Raw genomic sequence first — 18,867 nt, forward strand, 5'->3', positions numbered from 1 at the left:
GAAGGGGCCTTGACGCGGGAATGCGATCAGATTGTCTGTTGTGCCCCTGCGGTCGCCAGCGTCTCGATGAGCGCGGGAGAAAAGCCGGCAGTAACGCCGCCATCTATGAGAACAGCCTGCCCCGAGACGAAAGCACAGTCGTCGGCGACCAGAAAATGGATCAGCGCGGCCACCTCGTTCGGCTTGCAGATCCGGCCGAGCGGAGTCGCCGTGGCCATCATCGCGCCCTCCGCCGCCGCCGCGGGATCATCCATCATCGGCGTATCGACGGTGGACGGACAGATGCAGTTCACACGGATGCCGAGCGGCCCCAGCTCGGTTGCCGCCACACGCGTGAAAGACACGACGGCTCCCTTGGACGCCGAGTATGCGCCGTAGGTGGGAAAGCCAAAGGTTCCGGCCAGCGAGGCGGTGTTCACGATGGCGCCGCCACGGCCCTGACTGGCCATGATCGCCGCCGCGTGCCGCGTGCCGATCACGACGCCGAGCGTATTCACGCGGAACATGCGCTCGTAGAGCAGCGTTCCATGCCCTTCGAGCAGCGGCTCGCCATCACCGATCCCGGCATTGTTGACCATGATGTCGAGGCCGCCCATGGCCGCGGCGGCACGCGCGATTGCATCCGCCATTGCCCGTTCATCGGATACATCGACCTCGATACCGATACCGCCCGCCCTGGCCGCGAGCGCCCCGGTGGGCGTGAGATCGAGCGTGGACACGCGGGCGCCCGCCGCCGCCAGGCGGTCGGCGGTCGCCGCGCCGATGCCGGATGCGGCTCCGGTGACGACCGCGCATTTTCCATCAAGCCTGAACATACTGTGCCTCCATCAAAGAGCGCTGCCCGGGTACGGAAACGGGCGCGGATCGAGAAAGCGCCGGAGAACATTTCCCGTCACGCGCGCCACGGAATTGGCATAGCAGTTGTGTGCAAGGCTGCCGCCCCACGAGATCGAACCGGTGGAAAACACCGCGCCGCCGGACGGCGTTTCGAAGAACGTCATGTCTGCGCGTACATCGGGGTCGGCGATCCCGGCCGGCACGGTCATCAGCAGTTCCTCCTTGGCGCGGAGCATCGCGTCATTGAAGCCGCTCGCCGAGGCGACCACGAGCGCGTGCGACGGGGTGCCGAGCACGATGTCTGCCCGGTCGATCTCCTCGCCGGCCGCAGCACCGCCATGGCTGCCGAAATCGCCGATAATGTCTCCGTCGATCCCATCGAAGATGAAGGCGACGCGGGGATCATGGCTTGCGCCCGTGCGCTGATACGGGCGTCCGCCGCCGAAGCCCTGTGCGGCAAAGCCAACGCCGACCAGCCGCTGCGGCGGCAAGCCCTGATGGCGCCAGAGGCCGCCCAGGCCGCCGTCGAAGCTGTTGTAATATTCGCCGGGCTCCGCCCGCCATCCGCGCGTGCTGTCGTCCGCGCGGCGAATCTCCATGACGCCCGGAAGCGTGGGATGAAACGCGACACGCCAGTAGAAACCGTTGCCGCCCATGTAGATGAGCCGTCCGCCGCGATCGAGGAAACCACGCACGGCGTTCATCATCGGCAGCGACCAGTATTCCGGATGCGTGCCCGTGATCACCACCCGGTAAGGCGTGAGGAGCGCGGCACCTTCGCGATCGAGCACGTCGTCGGTGAGCATGTCGACCGGCTGACCGATAGCCTTGAGCCAGGCGATGATGTCCCCGTCCGCGGTAAAACCCCAGTTGACCGTGCACGGCGCCACGTTGACGATGGGCCGATGCCAGGTGCTGACGGCCTTGCCGGCGCCATCGGGATGCGTCTCGTAAAGCGAAAAGCCGAACTCGGGATGCGAAAGCAGGAACCGGTCGGTCGGGCCGTCCAGATTCATTTGCGCGACGTGCTCGGGCATCACGGTCGGCACGATGACGTTGGCATAAGCGAGATAGCTGGCCGTCGGCGCGAGAAAGGCGATGTCCGACGTTGCCGTGCCCTTCTGCGGCAACACGTAGAACGGCATCCATGCCCGGTCCGCCGCCGCGCCGACCCGAACCGCATAGAGGCCTGAAGGCGTGTTTTCCGGGATATTCAACCGCAAGCTGGCAGGCCATCCGGCATCAGCCATGTCGTCGACATGAAACCGGATCGCGCCGTAATGCTCCGGCGCGTGTTTCCAGTCGAATGCACTGCCGTTCCACAGGCGGCCCGTGACGCCGCGAAGCGGCTGCTGCACGGTCTCCCCGCTCCGCCCGGCGATCCGCTCCGACACGACCTCCGATCCGATATCGCGGCTGAAATCCCATGCCGCGACGGTTGAGGGCAGGACCGGTGCACAGCTTGCGTCCACGATCAGCCTGTCCAGATCGCTTTCCGTCACGCCGCCGTGAAGCGCCGGTGCTTCGAGCTTGCCGGTGAAGCCGCGCCGCGCGTTGCCGTTCGCGGCCGCGCCGAAGTGAAGGTCCTCGATCGCCGCAAGCGACGATGCCGCCGGCAGCACGCCGGACTGCGTCAGCCACGGGCCCCCGGGTTCGTCGCTGCCCGTTCCGGCGAGCGTTTTCGATTTCAGCTCGACGGTGCCGTTCGCTCTCTCGATCGTGCAGGCAAGAAACGTCCAGCGCTGCAGCCGGATCGGCGCGGATGCCGCGACGCGCGCACCGCCGCATTCCACGAAGAGATGCCCGTCGGCACCGATACCGATGAGGACGGCGTCCGCGTTGACGCTGGCGACGATCGCATCGTGCGGCAGAAAGGTGCTGACATGTAGGAACAGCGTGAGCGTGACCCGCTCGGGAACGGCAAGCGGCTGGCGGCTGCAATCGACCCTTACGCAGGAACCGGCGACTGTAGGATGCCGGGCAACGTCAAGCACCTCGGGACAATCGAAACCGGCCGGCTCTTCGGCATAGGTCGGCGGATCGCAGCGACTGTCGCAGCCGAACAGCCGCACGATACCAACGGGATAGACGCCGGGTGCATCGGAGCTGACGAAGACCTGAAGCGCCTCTCCCGGCCGCACCGACCACCGGTCGAGATATCCTGCAACGCTGCGTTCCATGGCACCTTTCCGCAATCGCCGTCTGCAAGGGACTAGAAGGTCACGCCCAGCTCGATGCCGACAGCGCGGGGCTCTCCCGGAATGACTTGTACGAAGCCGAAGTCGGCCAGCGGGTTCCGGTTCACCGCATAATAGGTGTCGAACAGGTTCCGGCCCCAAAGCGCGACCGAATAGCGTTCGTCGAACGTCACCCCGATGCGGCCGTTCACCAGCGTGTAGGCCGGCTCGCGGCCCAGTGCCGTGTTTTCCGTATTGTAGTAGACAAAGCTGCGGTGGCTCACATCGATATTCGCCTGCAGCCGTGCGGCCTGCGAGATATCGTTCTCGTAGCGGATGCCGCCGCTCAGCGTCACGCTCGGCGCACGGGCGAGGCGATTGCCGGAGAAGTCTCCAAAGTCGCTCGGGAAGTCCTTGAACTCGGAATGGAGCAGCCCGACGGCCGTGTTGAACGAAAAGCCGCCGCCCAGCCGCGCGGAGAGTTCCATCTCCGCACCGTAAAGTTCGGCTTTCGGTGCATTCACCAGCAGCGTAACCGGGAACCCGTTCGAATCGAACTGCGAGAACACCTGGATGTCGCGGTAATCGTAGTAGAAGCCCGCCATGTTCAGCGTCACGCGATCATCAAACAAGCGTCCCTTCGCGCCGACTTCATAGGAGGTGAGCTCCTCGGTTTCGAACGGTACGTTCTGCGCCGGATCGAAGATGAAACCGCCGTTGAAGCCGCCGCCCTTGTAGCCCCGCGAAACGCTGCCGTAGAGCAGCCAATCCGCGCTCGGCTCGTAGTTCAGCCCCAGCTTCCACGACCAGTTGCTGTCCTTGAAGGAAAGCGGCGTATCGAACAGCGGAATGACGAGACCGGGTTCCTCGAATTGCAGCCGGGTCCGGAAGTCCTTCTCGTCGTGCGTGTATCGCAGGCCCGCAACCAGCGTGAGCGGGTCCGCGATCTTCGCCTCGACCTGTCCGAACGCCGCATAGGTCTCGCCGCTCTGACGGTTGAGGTGGCGGGAGAAGAACGCATCAGGCGAAGGCCGCGCGTCGCGCAGCATGTCGGCGGTCTGGTCCTGCGTGATGCGTTCCCACGAATAGAAGGCGCCGACGATCCAGTTCATGAAGCCGGCTTCGCCGCTGGCGCGCAGCTCCTGCGAGAAGGTTTTCGATTTCGCCCCGAGCGCCACCTCGATGAACCTGTTCGGGCTGACATCGGTATCTTCGGGGAAAAAGTTCTCGGCTTCGTTGTAGCCGGTGACGGAGATGATCTGGGCGGCATCCAGATCGAGCGCCATGCGCAGCGACGTGCCATAGGCTTCGTTCTTCAGCCTTGCGTTGCCGCTAAAGCGACCCCGGTATTTGGGATCCTGATCGCTGTAGCCGAACGCGTCGACACACTGGCCCGCCAGGATCTGCGCGTCCGCGCAGAACGCGGGGGCCCCCGCGATCACCGAGGCCGGATCGAACATGCCGAGTTGATCGTACCACGTGAAACGGTTGGTGCTCCGGTCGAACCGGCCGCGCAGGATCATGTCGAGCCTGTCGTTCGGCCGGAAGCGCAGCGTGCCCCGAAGCGCCCACGCATCGGCGCCGTTCGAGCGCTGGCCGGTCAGCACGTTCTTGAAATAGCCCTCGGCATAGTTGCGCAGCGCGGCGACGCGCACGCCGACCGTATCGCTCAGCGGACCGCTGGCGACGAACTCGCCGCGAACGGCATTGTACGATCCGTAGCTGGCGATGGCATGGCCTTCGAAGCTGTCGCCGGGAAGGTTGGAAACGAAATTGACCGCGCCGCCCGTGGTGTTGCGTCCGTAGAGCGTGCCCTGCGGTCCGCGAAGAACCTCGACCCGGTTGAGGTCGAGCATCGCGAAATTCTGCGCGCCGAACGCGCTGAGATTGACCTCGTCCGTGTAGAGCGCCACCGGCCCCGAATTGTTGAGGCTGAAATCGTTGAGACCGATGCCGCGCAGGAAGATCGCCGGCTGCGAACCGGGGCCCGCGATCTCGTTGATCTGGAGGTTCGGCGTGAAATCCCCGAGATCGACACTGTCCTGCAACCCGAGTTCGTTCAGCCGCTCACCGGAGAACGCCGTCACCGCGATGGGCACCTTTTGCAGCGACTCCTCGCGTCGCTGCGCGGTGATGATGATCTCGTCGGTCGCATCTCCCGCACTTTCGCTCTGGGCGAACGCCTGTGTGCCCCACACGAACGAAGCAGATCCCGCAAGCAGCACGACGCAGGTCGCGCTTTTCAGTCGACTTCCCATTTTCCCCTCCTGAAATTGTGTTGTTTTCCTGATTATTCCGCAGCAGCAAGCGCCGGCGCGCAGGCCGGGTCGTAAAAACCGGGTCTGACTTCAGGCCATCCCATCAACGCACGCACGCGCTCCACTTCGCGCACGAAAACCTCGACGTTGACGTAGTTGGCGGTGCGGTTCGTCGCGATGTAGTGCATCCCCTCCTTGAGATCGATGACATCGCTCTGAACCAGCTGCTCCCACGTCCTCGCGGCGTCCGGCGCTTCCTTTCGCGCCTTCAGATAGTGGGCCGCCATCACGCTCAGCTGATCGCCCTGCAGATAGGGCGCGCCTGCGGCCTCGATCAGCCCGAAGGTAAACAGGGTCGGATACCGCGCACTGAATGACCCGAGGTAGAGCTGCGGGCGCCCGTCCTGCCAATCGATCAGCTCCGGATCGATGAACGGGATCAGGTGATCATAGCCGGTGGCGCAGATGATAAGATCGACGTTCTCGCGCGTGCCGTCCTTGAACACCACGCCGCTACCGTCCAGCCGCTCGATCGCGCCCTTGGCGACGACATCGCCGTGCCCCAGGTGGTGGATGAGCTGCGTGTTCAGCAGCGGATGGCTTTCGAGGAGCCCATGATCGGGCTTGGGCAGCCCGAGGCGCGTGGGATCGCCGACGATGATGTAGAACAGGTCCTCGAGCGGAAGCTCTGCGATATGCTTCGGAATCCCCTCCCGGCTGCCGCGCAGGAATTCCAGAAGCGGCATACCGCACACATATTTCGGCACGAAATGATAGCCGCGGCGCACACTGATAAACGTGGCGGCGGCTGAGCGCGCGGAATCGCAGGCGATGTCCGCGCCGCTGTTGCCGAGCCCGATGACGAGCACGCGCTTGCCTTCAAGCTGGTCGCTGTCGGTGTAGGCGGCGGAATGGATGATCTCGCCCGAGAACGCGCCTTCCAGCGCCGGCATCCGGGGGTGCCAGTTGCTGCCCGGGCAGCAGACCAGCGCCCGGTAACGGCGGCGCTGCACCGCTCCGCCCGGCAGATGCTTCAGCGTGACGATCCAGTCCCCGGACTCCAGCGGCTCGGCGTGCTGGACCTCCGTATTGAACTCGGCGAGCCGAATCAGATCGAACTTGCTGGCGAAGCCCTGAATATAAGCTAGAATGTGAGTATTACTCGGGTAATCGGCATAATCATCCGGCATCGGGTAGTCCGGATAGGCCGATGTGTTCCGCGACGAAATATAGTGGCAGCTGCGGTACATGGGCGTGCCGGGGTTGGCGATGTCCCAGAGACCGCCAACACCGCTGTGGCGCTCGACAATCTCGACTTTCAGGCCGGATTTCCGCATGGCCCGCGCTGCGATCAGGCCGTGCGGCCCCGCACCTACGATGCAGACCGTGTCGCTGCGGTCCTCCACGTCCTCCGCAACCGGCACACCACGCCCACCCGCAACATCGCCCTCTGTCATTGCCCACTCCCGCTTCCAATATGTGAGCAGCTATCATCTTTTTGAAACGTGAGCAATACTCGTTTATGGAGAGCGAATGCGTATCGAGAAAGACAGCGCCGCTCCAAGGCGCACCCCCATCCAGCGACGCGCCCGCGACCGGGTGAATCGCATCCTGACCGCCGCCGAAGCGCTATTGGTGGAGCGCGGCGTCGGCGACCTGAAGATGAACGAGGTCGCCGAGCGCGCGGAAGTGCCGATCGGTTCCGTCTATCAGTATTTCGCAAGTCGCGAAGACCTGCTGGGGCAGCTCGTTACACGCTATCATCAGGCGATCGAGGACTATAACCGGTCGCTTTTCAAGGAAACGGACAGCATCTCCGGCTTCCTCGCGGCCCTTCGCAGCATCCTCGATTTCGCCTGGACATATCTGCACGAAAATACCGGCTATCGGGAAATCTGGTTCGGCGCGCAAACCTTTGAACCCCTGCGTCAGCTCGATTGGGAAGACACGTTCTGCAACGCGTCAATCCTCTCCGACACTCTGAAAACGCTTCTTCCGAACATCCCCCGGGAGGAGCTGGAAGCGTTCTGCATCATCATTTGCGATTCGTCCGGCAGCACGGCACGCATGGCCGTGCAATTCCCCGAGCGCGCGGCGCAGCTGCAGGAGCAGAGCTGGCGAATGATTACCTGCCGCCTGATGGAATTCGTGTCGCGGGACGCGTTTGCAAACTGCGCCTGAGAGTGGTTTCCCCTCATCAAAACCAAAGCTCAAATAGCCTCCTGAAGGCCGGGACCCATAACCACGGTAGCGGCCTCCGGGTGTAAGGGGCCATGCGGCATGACCGGGCTCAAGCCGAAGAGGCTTCCGAAATAGGATCGGCCATGCAAGGCAGGGCCGCTGCTCTTTGAAGCGCGCCCGTTCCCCGCGCGCACATGAATATCCTCAACCACCGAACACCGGCGCGCACGAGCGCCGCACGCTCACGCGCGAGCATGTCTCAGCTTCATCAACTTCGCGGGAAATCCGGGCTTCGCGGAGCACGCCGGAGCGCGCTCTCCAGCCGCTCCCGTCCTATTTTGCAAGCGGCCGTCAGGCCTCGATCCGGTTCGTGCCCGGCCGCACCCGCGCGCTGTGCGTCGCCGCCAGCGCCGTCGACCGCGCCCGGATCGTTTCGAGGAAGTGCCAGTCGCACTGCGCCGCGTCGGGCGTCAGCGACAGCGTCATGTAGCCCCGGCGGCTCGTCTCGCACCACTTGAGTTCCGGGTTCGCACCGATCAGCGCCGCCGCCACCTGCTTCGGGTTCGCGCCGCGCATGTAGCTCTCCATGCCCGGCGAGGTGACGCCCTGCACGCCGAACTCCACGCCCGCGGCCGCACCGTTGTTCGCAAGGTCGCAGGCCCATGCGTTGTGGCTGTCTCCGGCGAGGTTCAGCAGGTTCGCGCCCGCCGCCTGCGCCGCGCCGAGGTAGCACGTCCGCGCCGCCGGATAGCCGCCCCAAGAATCGAAGTTGAACGGCAGCCCGACCTTTCCGGCGAGCACGCCCGCCTGAAAACGCTGCTTCACGTAGTCGGGCGGCGTGCCGCCGAGCCACGAGGCGTCGGCGTCCGCGGGCACTTTCGTCTCGCCCGCGAGAATCTGCTGCGCCACCACCTGCCAGCGCGTGCCCGCCTTCACGGATCGAGCGAGCGCATCCGCGAGGAACGCCTCCTGCGCGGTGCCGAGCATCTGGCGCGCGGGATCGGCCCACACGGTGTCGCGGAACGCCGCCAGCGCCTTCGCCGGATCGTCCGCCAGCTTGAACGCATCGGCGAGTTCCGGTTGCCGGTCGCGACCCTCCAGCCGCGTGTCGAGCCGGATCAGCGTCGCGAGGTCGCCGATCTCATACGCCTTGTAGGGCGCGTCGGACATCGGCAGCCAGTGCCGGTACGCAGCCTTCGCCGCCGCCTTGCGCGCCGCCCACGGACCTTCCGTTTCCGGCTGGTGATTCTCGGCGCCGTCCTTCCACGTGTCGTTCGCGAACTCGTGGTCGTCCCAGATCGAGATCATCGGGAAGCGCTGGTGCAGCGTCTGCAAGTCCCGGTCGCGGCGATAGGCGGCGTAGCGGGGGTGGTAGTCGGCGGGCGTCACGATCTCGTGCGCCGGTTCGAGGATGCGCCCCGGCATCGCCTCGGCGGCGCTCGGGTAGGTGCCGCGCCCGTACTCGTAGATGTAGTCGCCGAGGTGGACGAGAAGGTCGATGTCCTGCCGCTCCGCCGCGTGGGCGTAGGCGTTGAACAGGCCGAACGGCAGGTTGGAGCAGGAGAAGACCGCGATGTTGAAGCGCCCGGTGCGCCCCGCCGGCAGCGTCCGCGTCCGGCCCGTGGGCGAGGTTTCGCCGGAGGCCGCACGGAAGCGGTAGTAGTACCAGCGCCCCGGCTCCAGCCCCTCGGCGCGGGCGCGGGCGCAGTGGTCGGCCGATGCCTCCGCCGCCGTTTCGCTGCGCGCGACGACACGCGTGAAGCCCGCGTCCTCGGCGACCTCGGCGGTGAGCGCCGCGGCATCCCCGGCAGGCACGTAGCGCGTCCACAGCAGCACGCCGGTCTGCGACGGCTCGCCGCTCGCGACATTGTGCGTGAAGCCCCGCCCGAGCGCCGCCGCCCAGGCGCGGCCCGGCAGCGCGGCGCCGAGACCTGCAAGGCCCGCGAAAAGGTCGCGGCGGCGGAGACGGATGCTCATGGTGGCCCTTCCCGATGGCGTTCGGCAAGCCTGTTAGGCCGGGAATGTGACAGTGAGATCACGCGCCCCGTACCCCGAAACCTGCCAGCTTTGCATCGCGCCGCCGCTGCGGCACACTGGGCGAGAGGCTGAACGATGCCGGGGAGAGAATCATGGCCACCGCGATCCAGATGCCGTCGGTGCAGAGCAAGGTCTCGGATGAGGAATGGAACGTCCGCGTCGATCTCGCGGCGGCGTACCGCCTCGTCGCGCTCTACGGGTGGGACGACCTCATCTTCACGCACCTCTCGGTGCGCGTTCCCGGCCCGGAGCATCATTTCCTGATCAACCCGTACAACCTGATGTTCGAGGAGATCACCGCGTCGAGCCTCGTGAAGATCGACGTGCACGGCAATGCCGTCGGCGAGACGCCCTACCTCACCAATCCGGCGGGTTTCACGATCCATTCCGCGATCCACATGGCGCGCGAGGACGCGAAGGCGGTGATCCACCTGCACACGCCCTACGGGCAGGCGGTCTCGGCGATGGATTTCGGCCTGCTGCCGCACACGCAGACCGCGATGATCGCGCAGCACGACGTCGCCTATCACGACTATGAAGGCATCGCGACCGACCTCGACGAGCGCGAGCGGCTGGTCGCGGACATGGGCACGAAGAACGCCATGATCCTGCGCAACCACGGCACGCTTACCGTGGGCGAGACCGTGGCGGACGCCTTCCTGCGCATCTATTTCCTCGAGCGCGCCTGCGAGGCGCAGGTGCACATGCTCGCCGCCGGGCGCGAGAACCTGAACACGCCGCCGCAGGGCACGCCCGAGAAGGTGAAGGACCAGTCGAGCGGGCAGGGCATGTCGCTCGTCAGCCGGATGCTGGCGTGGCCCGCCTTGCTCAGGAAGCTGGACCGGATCGACCCGTCGTTCCGGAACTGATGCGGTGTCGGCATTCCGCCCGGTCGAGGACCTCGGCACGCACGAGGTCCTGAACCAGCCGCCGCCCTTCGAGGACTACGACGCCTTCGCCTCCGACCGCGCGCTGACGGATGCCGTGGCGCGGGCGGGCGGCGCAGCGCATCGGGAGCGGCTGTCGCGTTTCGGACGTGAGGTCGGCTCGGCGGCGATGATCGAGGCGGGCGTGCTCGCCAACCGCCACGCGCCGGTGCTGGAGACGCACGACCGCTTCGGGCGGCGCATCGACGAGGTGCAGTTCCACCCGGCCTATCACCGGCTCATGGCGCTCGGCCTCGACAACGGCGTGGCGGGCGCGGCGTGGGACGGGACGGCGGCGGGCCATGTGCTGCACGCCGCGCTGGCGTTCACGCTCGGGCAGGTCGACGCCGGAACCGGTTGCCCGATGACGATGACCTACGCGGCCGTTCCGGCGCTGATGGCGGAGCCGGAGATCGCGGCGGCGTGGGTGCCGCGCATCACCGCGTCGCGTTACGACGCCTCCGTCCGTCCGGCGGCGGAGAAGGTGGGCGTCACCATCGGCATGGCGATGACCGAGAAGCAGGGCGGCTCGGACGTCCGCGCCAACACGACGCGCGCCGAGGCCGTGGACGCCGCACGCGACTGGTTCCGCCTCACCGGGCACAAGTGGTTCTGCTCGGCGCCGATGTGCGATGCGTTCCTGACGCTCGCCTACACCGAGCGGGGCCTCACCTGCTTCCTGCTGCCGCGCTGGCTGCCGGACGGGACGCGCAATGCGGGTTTCCGCGTGATGCGCCTCAAGGACAAGCTCGGCGACCGCTCCAACGCCTCCTCGGAGGTGGAATACGACGGCGCGCTCGCCGAGCGGCTGGGGCCGGAAGGACGCGGCGTCGCGACGATCATCCGCATGGTGCAGCACACGCGGCTCGACTGCGTGGTGGGGTCGGCGGCGAACATGCGCGCGGCGCTCGCGCAGGCGCTTTGGCACGCGGCGCACCGCTCGGCCTTCCAGAAGCGCCTCGTCGATCAGCCCGCGATGGCCACGGTGCTCGCCGACCTCGCCGTGGAGAGCGAGGCCGCGACCGCGCTCGCCTTCCGTCTCGCGCAGGCCTTCGACGCCGACGACCCGCTCACCCGCCTGCTGACGCCCATCGCGAAATACTGGGTCTGCAAGCGCGCGCCGGGCTTCGTCTACGAGGCGATGGAGGCGCACGGCGGCGCGGGATACGTGGAAACCGGCCCGATGCCGCGCCTGTTCCGCCAGTCGCCGCTGAACGCCATCTGGGAAGGCTCCGGCAACGTCATCGCGCTCGACGTGCTGCGCGCCATGAGCCGCGAGCCGGAAGGCGTGAACGCGCTGCGCGCCTTCCTCGAGGACGCGCGCGGCCGCCATGCCGCCTATGACGCCGCGCTCGACGGCATCGACTTCACCGCGCAGCCCGAGCACCGCGCCCGGCATTTCGTGGAGCGCGCCGCGATGCTGGCCGAGGCCGCGACGCTCATCGCGGGCGAGGCGCCCGCCGCCGAGGCCTTCGTTCGCCTGCGCTTCGAGGAGCCCGCGCAGGCCTACGGCGCGAGCAGCGCCGCCATCGACACGGCGGCGATCATTGAAAGGGCGATGCCGGCCCAATAAGGTGCGGCGAACATGGACAATCTCACGCACTCGCTCGCCGCATGGGCGCTCGGCGAAGCGGGCCTCAAGCGCAGGACGGGCCTTGCCGTGGCGACGCTCGTCATCGCCGCGAACCTGCCGGATGTCGATGCGATCGGCCTCGCGTTCGGGGAGAACCTCGCGTTCCGGCGCGGCATCACGCACGGGCCGCTGGCATGGGTCATCTTCATCCCCGGCCTCGCCATCGCCATGCGGGCGTTCGACCGCTGGCAGGCACGGCACGGAACGCGACCGGAAAGCCGCCCGCCCGTCCGTTTCGGCTGGCTGCTCGCGCTCTCCGCCATCGGTGTGCTGTCGCACCCGGCGCTCGATTTCCTGAACGTCTACGGCATCCGCTTCCTGATGCCGTTCACGGAGCGATGGTTCTACGGCGACACGCTGTTCATCATCGACGTGTGGGTGTGGATCGCGCTCGGCCTCGGCGTGTTCCTCTCGCGGCGCCGGAAACGCGAGGCTCCGGCACGGGCGGCGGTGGCCGCCGTCGCGCTCTACATCGGCCTGATGGGATACGGCAGCCATGTCGCTGAAGAGCGCGCGGCGGTGGCGGTGCGTGAGGCCGGGTACGGCCCGGCCCGGCAGGTGGTGGCAAGCCCGCCGCCGATCAATCCGTTCCGCCGGGAAATCATCTACGATGTCGGCGGACGCTACGGCTACGGCGATGCGAACCTGCTGCTGCCCAGACTTTCGATAGAGGCCCCCTTCGAGACGAACATGGACGATCCGGCGGTTGCCGCGGCGGCGCGCACCAGCAAGCAGGCCGCCGATTTCCTCTACTGGTCGCGCCTGCCGTTCGCCGAAGTGACGCGCGCGAACGGCGCGGCGCATGTCGCGCTCGGCGACGCGCGCTTCGTCGATCGTCCGGGAACGAACATGTTCCGTATCGCGGTGGACGTGCCGGAGGACGCGCGATGACCGAACTGCCGCCCGTCGTGCTCGGTCCGGTCGTGCTGTGGGCCGATCTTGCCGGCATCTTCGTCTCGGCGCTCGGCGGCGCGCTGCTCGCCGTGCGCCACAGGCTCGACGTGTTCGGCGTGTTCGTGCTCGCCATCGTCACGGGGCTCGCGGGCGGCATGGCGCGCGACGTGCTGATCGGCGCGACCCCGGTCGCGGCCCTTGCCAATCCCTTCTATCTGCCGTCGGCGCTGGCGGCGGCGGCGGTGGTTTTCTTCGGGCACCGCTTCTTCGAGCGGGCGAGCCGCCCGGTGATGCTGCTCGATGCGATGGCGCTCGCGTTCTTCGCCGTGGCGGGCGCGCGCAAGGCGCTGGCCTATGACATCGACCCGCTTCCCGCCGTGCTGCTCGGCGTGCTGACGGCGGTCGGCGGCGGCGCGATCCGCGACGTGCTGCTCGCGGAGGTGCCCCGCGTTCTCAAGGTCGGTGAGCTTTATGCGCTCGCGGCGATGCTCGGCGCGGTGATCGTCGTCGCGGGCGATGCGCTCGGCCTGCCGTCGGCGCTCGTCGGCATCGCGGGCGCGCTGGCAACGTTCGGGCTGCGCATGGTGAGCGTGCGCTTCGGGCTCAAGGCGCCTGTCGCGCCGGGGAGCAAATGACGATAGGGTCTGCGCTGTGGAGCGGATGCGGAGGCGCCTGTGCGCAACATTGATTTCAGCTCGTGGGAAAGCCTGCTCATCACCCTGTTTGGTCTCGCGCTGGTCACGCTGATCGGCGTCGGCATCCGGCTGCTGATGATGGTCACGATCCAGCAGCGCCGCGAGCGCATGAACCGCCAGATCAATGAGCGCCTGCGCACGCTGATCGCCGCCTACAAGGTCCTCGGCGGATCGTTCACCGGTACCCTGACCGTCAATCCCGCGCACCTGCGCGACCTCCGCCGCGAGGGCGCCGAAGCGGAAGCCGAGGCTTCGAAATCCTCTGCCGACGATGCTGCCGGGTCCGATCGCGCGCGGCGCATCCGCGATGCCGTGGAGGCGGCGCTGTCGGACATCATCCTGCTCGGCACCGAAGAGCAGGTCCGCCTTGCACGGCACGCCGCGGGCGAACTGCTCGCGGGCCGCACCGTCCACACGCACGACCTCGTCGTCTCGCTTCGGGACTTCATCCGCGAGGCGCTCGACCTCGATCCGGTTCCGGCGGACCTCGCGGTCCTGAGGCAGGGCCCTGCGCGGCCTTCGGGGTCCGGCGGGCGCGGTGGCAGGGAAGGCGGCGGGCAGGGCGGCGGACGCGGCGGTGGCGGCGGAGGGATGGGAATGGGCGGCGGCGGAGCCGGTCTCGGCGTCGGCGGATACGCCGACGACACGCCCGCATCGGGCGGTCACTCCCACATCTGAGCCGATGGAGCTAGGCCCGCGCGACGAACCCGTAGCGGCGGTTGGAGGGTGTCGCGCCCCTGCCGAGATAGTCCCGTTTGATCGCCGCGAACCGGTCGGCGTCGAGCGCGGCTTCGGTTGCCGCCTGGTTGATGCCGTAGAGCCGCGCGTTGTTGCCGCCGAAGATCGCGCTTTTCACCGGGCCGTCTGCCGCGCCCAGCGGCGCGAAGCCGTGCGCCTTCCGCATGTCTTCGGGGATTTCGAGACGGCGCAGCCCTTCGATCTGCCATTGCGGCGATCCGGTCCACACCGCATCCGTGCCCCAGCAGACGTGATCGGCGCCGAGCCCTTTCACGAGCTGCCCCATGATCGCCGCGCACAGGCGGGGCGCAGCGATCAGCGTCTGCGCGAAGATCTGGCCGAGGTCGGCATAGACGTTGGTGACGCCGTGCTTCTCCGGAATGTCCGCGAGGTCCGTCACCCAGTCGATGCGGCCCGTCTTCTCGAACGCGGCGAGCGCCCATTCCGGATCGTCGAGCCGGTAGGCGGCGTGGTAGATGACGAAGTTGAGCTGCGGCCAGTCCTTCGCCGCCTTCGCGACGTCGCGCACGTCCGCATGGGGCGCAAGGCGCGGGAAACGCGCATCGAGCTGCCGCCCCCATAGCCCCTTGTGCACGCAGATGTTGCGGATGCCCGCGGCGGAGGCCTTCTCGTAGCCGCGATAGGTTTCGTCGCTGTCCATGCGCCACGGATGGCGGGCGGTTTCCTTGTGCGTGTTGTCGCCGACCGTGTAGCCCTTCACCGAGTCCGGCTTCAGCGCGAGCGCGGCGTCGAGATCGTCGAGCCAGCCGGGCGCGCCGGGCGTGATGATCGCGTGCGTCATCATGCGCTTGCCGCCCGCCTTGCCGTTCACGCGCTCGCGCGCCTCGGCCATCTGCCGGTTGGTGAGGAACCAGTCCTCCGGAATGTCGGAGGGGGCGGAGGAGATGAGCGCGATCTTGGTGTCGCTGTCGAGGTAGACCTCCTTGAAGTAATTCTCGAATTTCAGGTCCTCGATGGTCTGCTCGCCCGCCTCGGAAAGCTGCGGGTTCCAGCCCTGCGCCGCGACCGACTGGCGCATCCGCACGAAGTTCGTGAGCCGCGTGTCGTCGCGCAGGAAATGCGTGTGCATGTCCATGATGAACTGGCCCGAAAGCGCGCGGGCGCGTTCCTCGGCAAGCTCCGGCGTCGCGGCCTCGGCGGCGCCGACCTCGAACAGGCGGCCGAAGGTGCCGTTCAGCGCCGCGAACGCCGCTGCCATGCCGGCCGAGGTCTGGAAGAAGCGGCGGCGGCTGAGGCCGAGCCGGGGCGCGATGCTGTCGGCCGCGGCATAGAGGCGGGCTTCCGCTTCGCGCTGCTTCCCGGTCTGCGGGACGGGCAGATACTCTTCGCTGGCGACCATGCGGACAGGCAGCGGCGTGCGCGGCTCGCACCGCTCCGCAGGGGTGAGAGCCCTCAGGTCATCGTCGGACAGCCAGCGCATCGCTCCCTCCACGGATCGGCGGGTGCCCCCTTGGAGGAGAATGGCCGTGCTCGCGGGCGGGCGCAACCCCTGCGGCGTCAGTCCGCGACCTTCACCACGGCCTTGCCGAAGTTCCTGCCCTCCAGAAGGCCGATGAACGCCTTGGGCGCGTTCTCCAGCCCTTCGGTCACGTCCTCGCGGTAGACGAAGGGCGCTTCGCCCTGCCAGCGCGCCATGTCGGCGGCGAACTTCGGCATGGTCTCGGCCCAGTAGTCGCTGACGATGAAGCCTTCGAGGTGGAGGCGCTTCACGAGCACGGCGCGCATCAGCTCGGCCATCAGGATGCTGCCGGAAAGCTCGTCGCGGCTCGCGGCGTTGTAGCCGGCGATGAGGCCGCAGACGGGGACGCGCGCGAAGTCGTTGAGGCGGGGCAGCACGGCTTCCCAGACCTTGCCGCCGACGTTCTCGAAATAGATGTCGATGCCCTTGGGGGCGGCCTCCTTGAGCGCGGTGCCGAGGCCGGCGTCATGGTGATCGAGGCAGGCGTCGAAGCCGAGTTCGTTCACGACGAAATCGCACTTCGCCTTGCCGCCCGCGATGCCGACGACGCGGCAGCCGACGCGCTTCGCGATCTGGCCGACCACCGCGCCCACCGCGCCCGAGGCGGCGGCGACGCACACCGTCTCGCCCGCTTTCGGCTGGCCGATACGCATCAGGCCCGTGTAGGCGGTGAGCCCCGGCATACCGAGGATGCCGAGATGGTAGGAGAGCGGGAACGGGCCTTTCGGCAGCGGGCGCAGCTCGGCGGCGGAGAGCACCCAGTGCGATTGCCAGCCCGAGCGGCCCGCGACGATGTCGCCGGGCTTGAAACGGCTGTCACGAGAGTCGATGACCTCGCCGACCGTCTCGCCCTCCATCACGCCGCCGACCGGCACGGGCGCGGCGTAGGACGCACCCTCCGACATGCGGCCGCGCATGTAGGGGTCCAGCGACATCCACAGCGTGCGGGCGAGTACCTGACCGTCGGCGGGCGCGGGAAGCTCCGTCTCCACCCACTTGAAGTTGTCCGCCGTGGGCGCGCCCTGCGGGCGGCTGGCAAGAGTCCACTGCTGCGAGATGGTCATGGCGCGTCTCCCCTCGATTCGAACGGAATGGAGGCTAGCGTGTTTCGGTGCGCGCTGCCGCTAGCGATTTTGACGCCTCAGGCGCGCAGCGCGTGCCAGATGAGGAGCGCCCAGCCGACGATCATCAGCACGCCGCCCATCGGCGTCACTGCACCCAGCCAGCGCGGCAGGCCGAGCGCCATCAGGTAGAGCGTGCCCGAAAAGACAAGCGCGCCGAGCGTCAGGCTCCACGCGGCGGCCGGCGCGCGCGTCATCACGGCGAGCGCCGCCGCGGCATGGGCGAGGCCGTAGAGCGAGCCCGTGGCGACCCACGCCTTCGCCTGCGGGTCCGTTATCGCGTGCGCGCCGAACGCGCCGACCGCAACGGCGAGGAGGCCGTTGAGGGCAGCGAGCGCGGCGAGCGGCGCCATCAGTTGGCGGCCCGCATCAGCTCGCGTGCGATGACGACGCGCATGATCTCGTTCGTGCCTTCGAGGATCTGGTGAACGCGGAGGTCACGATACAGCTTCTCGACCGGATAGTCCTGCAAATAGCCGTAGCCGCCGAACATCTGGAGCGCGCGGTCGACGACCGACATGCCGGTGTCGGTCGCAAGGCGCTTCGCCATCGCCGAGAACTTGGTCTTGTCGGGCGACTGCGCCGTCACCTTCGCGGCGGCGGCGTAGAGCAGGATGCGCGCGGCCTGAAGCTCCGTCTCCATGTCGGCGAGGCGGAACTGGGTGTTCTGGAAGTCGATGATCGCCTTGCCGAACTGGCTGCGCTGGCGCGTGTAGGCGAGCGCCTCGTCGATGGCGCGCTGCGCGCCGCCGAGGCTGCACGCGCCGATGTTGAGGCGGCCGCCGTCGAGCCCCGCCATCGCGATCTTGAAGCCGTCGCCCTCGGCGCCGACGAGGTTTTCCACCGGAACGCGCACGCCGTCGAAATTGACCTGCGCGGTCGGCTGCGCGCGCCAGCCCATCTTGCGCTCGTTGGCGCCGAAGCTGACGCCCGGCATGTCCTTCTCGATGACGAGGCAGGAGATGCCCTTCGGCCCCTCGCCGCCGGTACGGACCATGGTGACGTAGACCTCGTTCTCGCCGCCGCCGGAGATGAACGCCTTGGAGCCCGTGACGACATAGTGGTCGCCGTCAAGCACGGCCTTGGTCTTGAGCGCCGCGGCGTCCGATCCCGAGCCCGGCTCGGTGAGGCAGTAGCTCGCGATCCGGTCCATGGTGACGAGGCTCGGCAGGTACTTCGTCTTCACCGTCTCGGAGCCGAAGCTGTCGATCATCCACGAGGCCATGTTGTGGATCGAGATGAACGCGGAGACGGCAGGGCAGCCGTAGGCCATCGCCTCCATGATCAGCGCCGATTCGAGCCGCCCGAGCCCGATGCCGCCCGAGGCCTCCGACACGTAGATCGCCGCGAAGCCGAGCTCGGCGGCGGACTTGATCGTGTCGCGCGGGAAGACGTGCTTCTCGTCCCACTCCGCCGCGAAGGGCGTGATGGCGTCGGCGGTGAAGCGCTGCGCCATTTCCTGGATCGCGCGCTGGTCGTCGGTGAGGTCGAACTGGGTCATGGGTTGGTCCCTATAATGGCCTCGGCCTCGATTTCCACCTTCCATTCCGGGCGCAGCAGCGCGGCGATGACGACCATCGTGGCGGCGGGGCGGACATCGCGGAAGACGGCGCCGTGGGCGCGGCCGACAGCCCCGGCGTCGGCCGGGTCGGTGATGAACATGCGCGTGCGCACCACGTCCGCCGCGCTGCCGCCGAGCTGTTCGATGGCGGCGAGGATGATCGCGAAGCAGCGCCGGGCCTGCGTCTCGGCATCGCCCGGCGTCGAGCTTCCGTCTGGCTCGACCGGCGCGGTGCCGGAAACGATGATGCGGTCTCCCACGCGCATCGCGCGGGAGAAGCCGATTTCGGCCTCGTAGGGAGAGGCGGACCCGGTGCGCTGCCGCGTCAC

General features: G+C 67.6%; 16 protein-coding genes. 6 read left to right on the top strand and 10 right to left on the bottom strand.

The genetic code is table 11. The features are described from left to right. Positions 1-26: 26 nt before the first annotated feature. Genes PE061_RS11840 through PE061_RS11855 form a run of 4 tightly spaced genes read right to left on the bottom strand, consistent with a single transcriptional unit; the run spans position 27 to position 6,678 of the window. Entirely contained in the window at positions 27-815 is a 789-nt protein-coding gene (locus PE061_RS11840; RefSeq protein ID WP_271255484.1) for an SDR family NAD(P)-dependent oxidoreductase, read from the bottom strand. A 12-nt stretch (positions 816-827) separates the two neighbouring features. Then, the gene (locus PE061_RS11845) at positions 828-3,017 is read right to left on the bottom strand and encodes a N,N-dimethylformamidase beta subunit family domain-containing protein (protein WP_271255485.1); all 2,190 of its coding nucleotides are present in this window, start codon (positions 3,015-3,017) and stop codon (positions 828-830) included. Between the two features lie 32 nt (positions 3,018-3,049). Continuing rightward, a complete protein-coding gene (locus tag PE061_RS11850; protein WP_271255486.1) occupies positions 3,050-5,272 on the bottom strand; it encodes a TonB-dependent receptor in 2,223 nt (740 codons plus the stop codon). Positions 5,273-5,304: 32 nt separating this feature from the next. After that, entirely contained in the window at positions 5,305-6,678 is a 1,374-nt protein-coding gene (locus tag PE061_RS11855; RefSeq protein WP_271255487.1) for a flavin-containing monooxygenase, read from the bottom strand. A gap of 127 nt (positions 6,679-6,805) precedes the next feature. On the opposite strand from PE061_RS11855, the gene PE061_RS11860 reads away from it, so the two are divergent. Beyond that, positions 6,806-7,453, top strand: coding sequence for a TetR/AcrR family transcriptional regulator (locus PE061_RS11860; protein ID WP_271255488.1), 648 nt, complete (start codon positions 6,806-6,808; stop codon positions 7,451-7,453). A 351-nt stretch (positions 7,454-7,804) separates the two neighbouring features. Here the strand turns inward: PE061_RS11860 and PE061_RS11865 are convergent, their stop codons facing one another. Continuing rightward, positions 7,805-9,430 carry an alkaline phosphatase D family protein gene (locus tag PE061_RS11865; RefSeq protein WP_271255489.1) on the bottom strand — a complete coding sequence of 542 codons (1,626 nt, stop codon included), beginning with the start codon at positions 9,428-9,430 and terminating at the stop codon, positions 7,805-7,807. 152 nt (positions 9,431-9,582) lie between these two features. Between PE061_RS11865 and PE061_RS11870 the strand changes: the two genes are divergently transcribed. The 5 genes from PE061_RS11870 to PE061_RS11890 are packed head-to-tail and all read left to right on the top strand — an operon-like array spanning position 9,583 to position 14,316. Further along, positions 9,583-10,359 (top strand): class II aldolase/adducin family protein, encoded by a 777-nt coding sequence (locus PE061_RS11870; RefSeq protein WP_271255490.1) that lies wholly within the window; start codon positions 9,583-9,585, stop codon positions 10,357-10,359. A 4-nt stretch (positions 10,360-10,363) separates the two neighbouring features. Further along, on the top strand, positions 10,364-11,989 hold the full coding sequence (locus tag PE061_RS11875) for an acyl-CoA dehydrogenase family protein (RefSeq protein WP_271255491.1): 1,626 nt from the start codon (positions 10,364-10,366) through the stop codon (positions 11,987-11,989). Positions 11,990-12,001: 12 nt separating this feature from the next. Then, the gene (locus tag PE061_RS11880) at positions 12,002-12,940 is read left to right on the top strand and encodes a metal-dependent hydrolase (protein ID WP_271255492.1); all 939 of its coding nucleotides are present in this window, start codon (positions 12,002-12,004) and stop codon (positions 12,938-12,940) included. After that, a complete protein-coding gene (locus PE061_RS11885) occupies positions 12,937-13,578 on the top strand; it encodes a trimeric intracellular cation channel family protein (protein ID WP_271255493.1) in 642 nt (213 codons plus the stop codon). Before PE061_RS11880 ends, PE061_RS11885 begins: the two co-directional genes overlap by 4 nt. Positions 13,579-13,617: 39 nt before the next feature. Further along, positions 13,618-14,316, top strand: a complete 699-nt coding sequence (locus PE061_RS11890; RefSeq protein ID WP_271255494.1) for a hypothetical protein — start codon at positions 13,618-13,620, stop codon at positions 14,314-14,316. A gap of 10 nt (positions 14,317-14,326) precedes the next feature. Here PE061_RS11890 and PE061_RS11895 read toward each other — a convergent pair whose 3' ends face one another. From PE061_RS11895 to PE061_RS11915, 5 genes are all read right to left on the bottom strand, one after another. Further along, on the bottom strand, positions 14,327-15,817 hold the full coding sequence (locus PE061_RS11895) for an amidohydrolase family protein (protein ID WP_271255495.1): 1,491 nt from the start codon (positions 15,815-15,817) through the stop codon (positions 14,327-14,329). Positions 15,818-15,894: 77 nt separating this feature from the next. Continuing rightward, positions 15,895-16,920 (bottom strand): NADP-dependent oxidoreductase, encoded by a 1,026-nt coding sequence (locus tag PE061_RS11900; protein WP_271255496.1) that lies wholly within the window; start codon positions 16,918-16,920, stop codon positions 15,895-15,897. A 77-nt stretch (positions 16,921-16,997) separates the two neighbouring features. After that, the gene (locus tag PE061_RS11905) at positions 16,998-17,330 is read right to left on the bottom strand and encodes a DUF423 domain-containing protein (protein WP_271255497.1); all 333 of its coding nucleotides are present in this window, start codon (positions 17,328-17,330) and stop codon (positions 16,998-17,000) included. Continuing rightward, positions 17,330-18,478: an acyl-CoA dehydrogenase family protein gene (locus PE061_RS11910; protein ID WP_271255498.1), complete on the bottom strand. Its 1,149-nt coding sequence runs from the start codon at positions 18,476-18,478 to the stop codon at positions 17,330-17,332. The genes PE061_RS11905 and PE061_RS11910 overlap by 1 nt, the downstream gene beginning before the upstream one ends. Further along, a complete protein-coding gene (locus tag PE061_RS11915; RefSeq protein ID WP_271255499.1) occupies positions 18,475-18,867 on the bottom strand; it encodes a RidA family protein in 393 nt (130 codons plus the stop codon). The genes PE061_RS11910 and PE061_RS11915 overlap by 4 nt, the downstream gene beginning before the upstream one ends.

The organism is Sphingosinicella microcystinivorans (assembly GCF_027941835.1).
GTDB lineage: Bacteria > Pseudomonadota > Alphaproteobacteria > Sphingomonadales > Sphingomonadaceae > Sphingosinicella.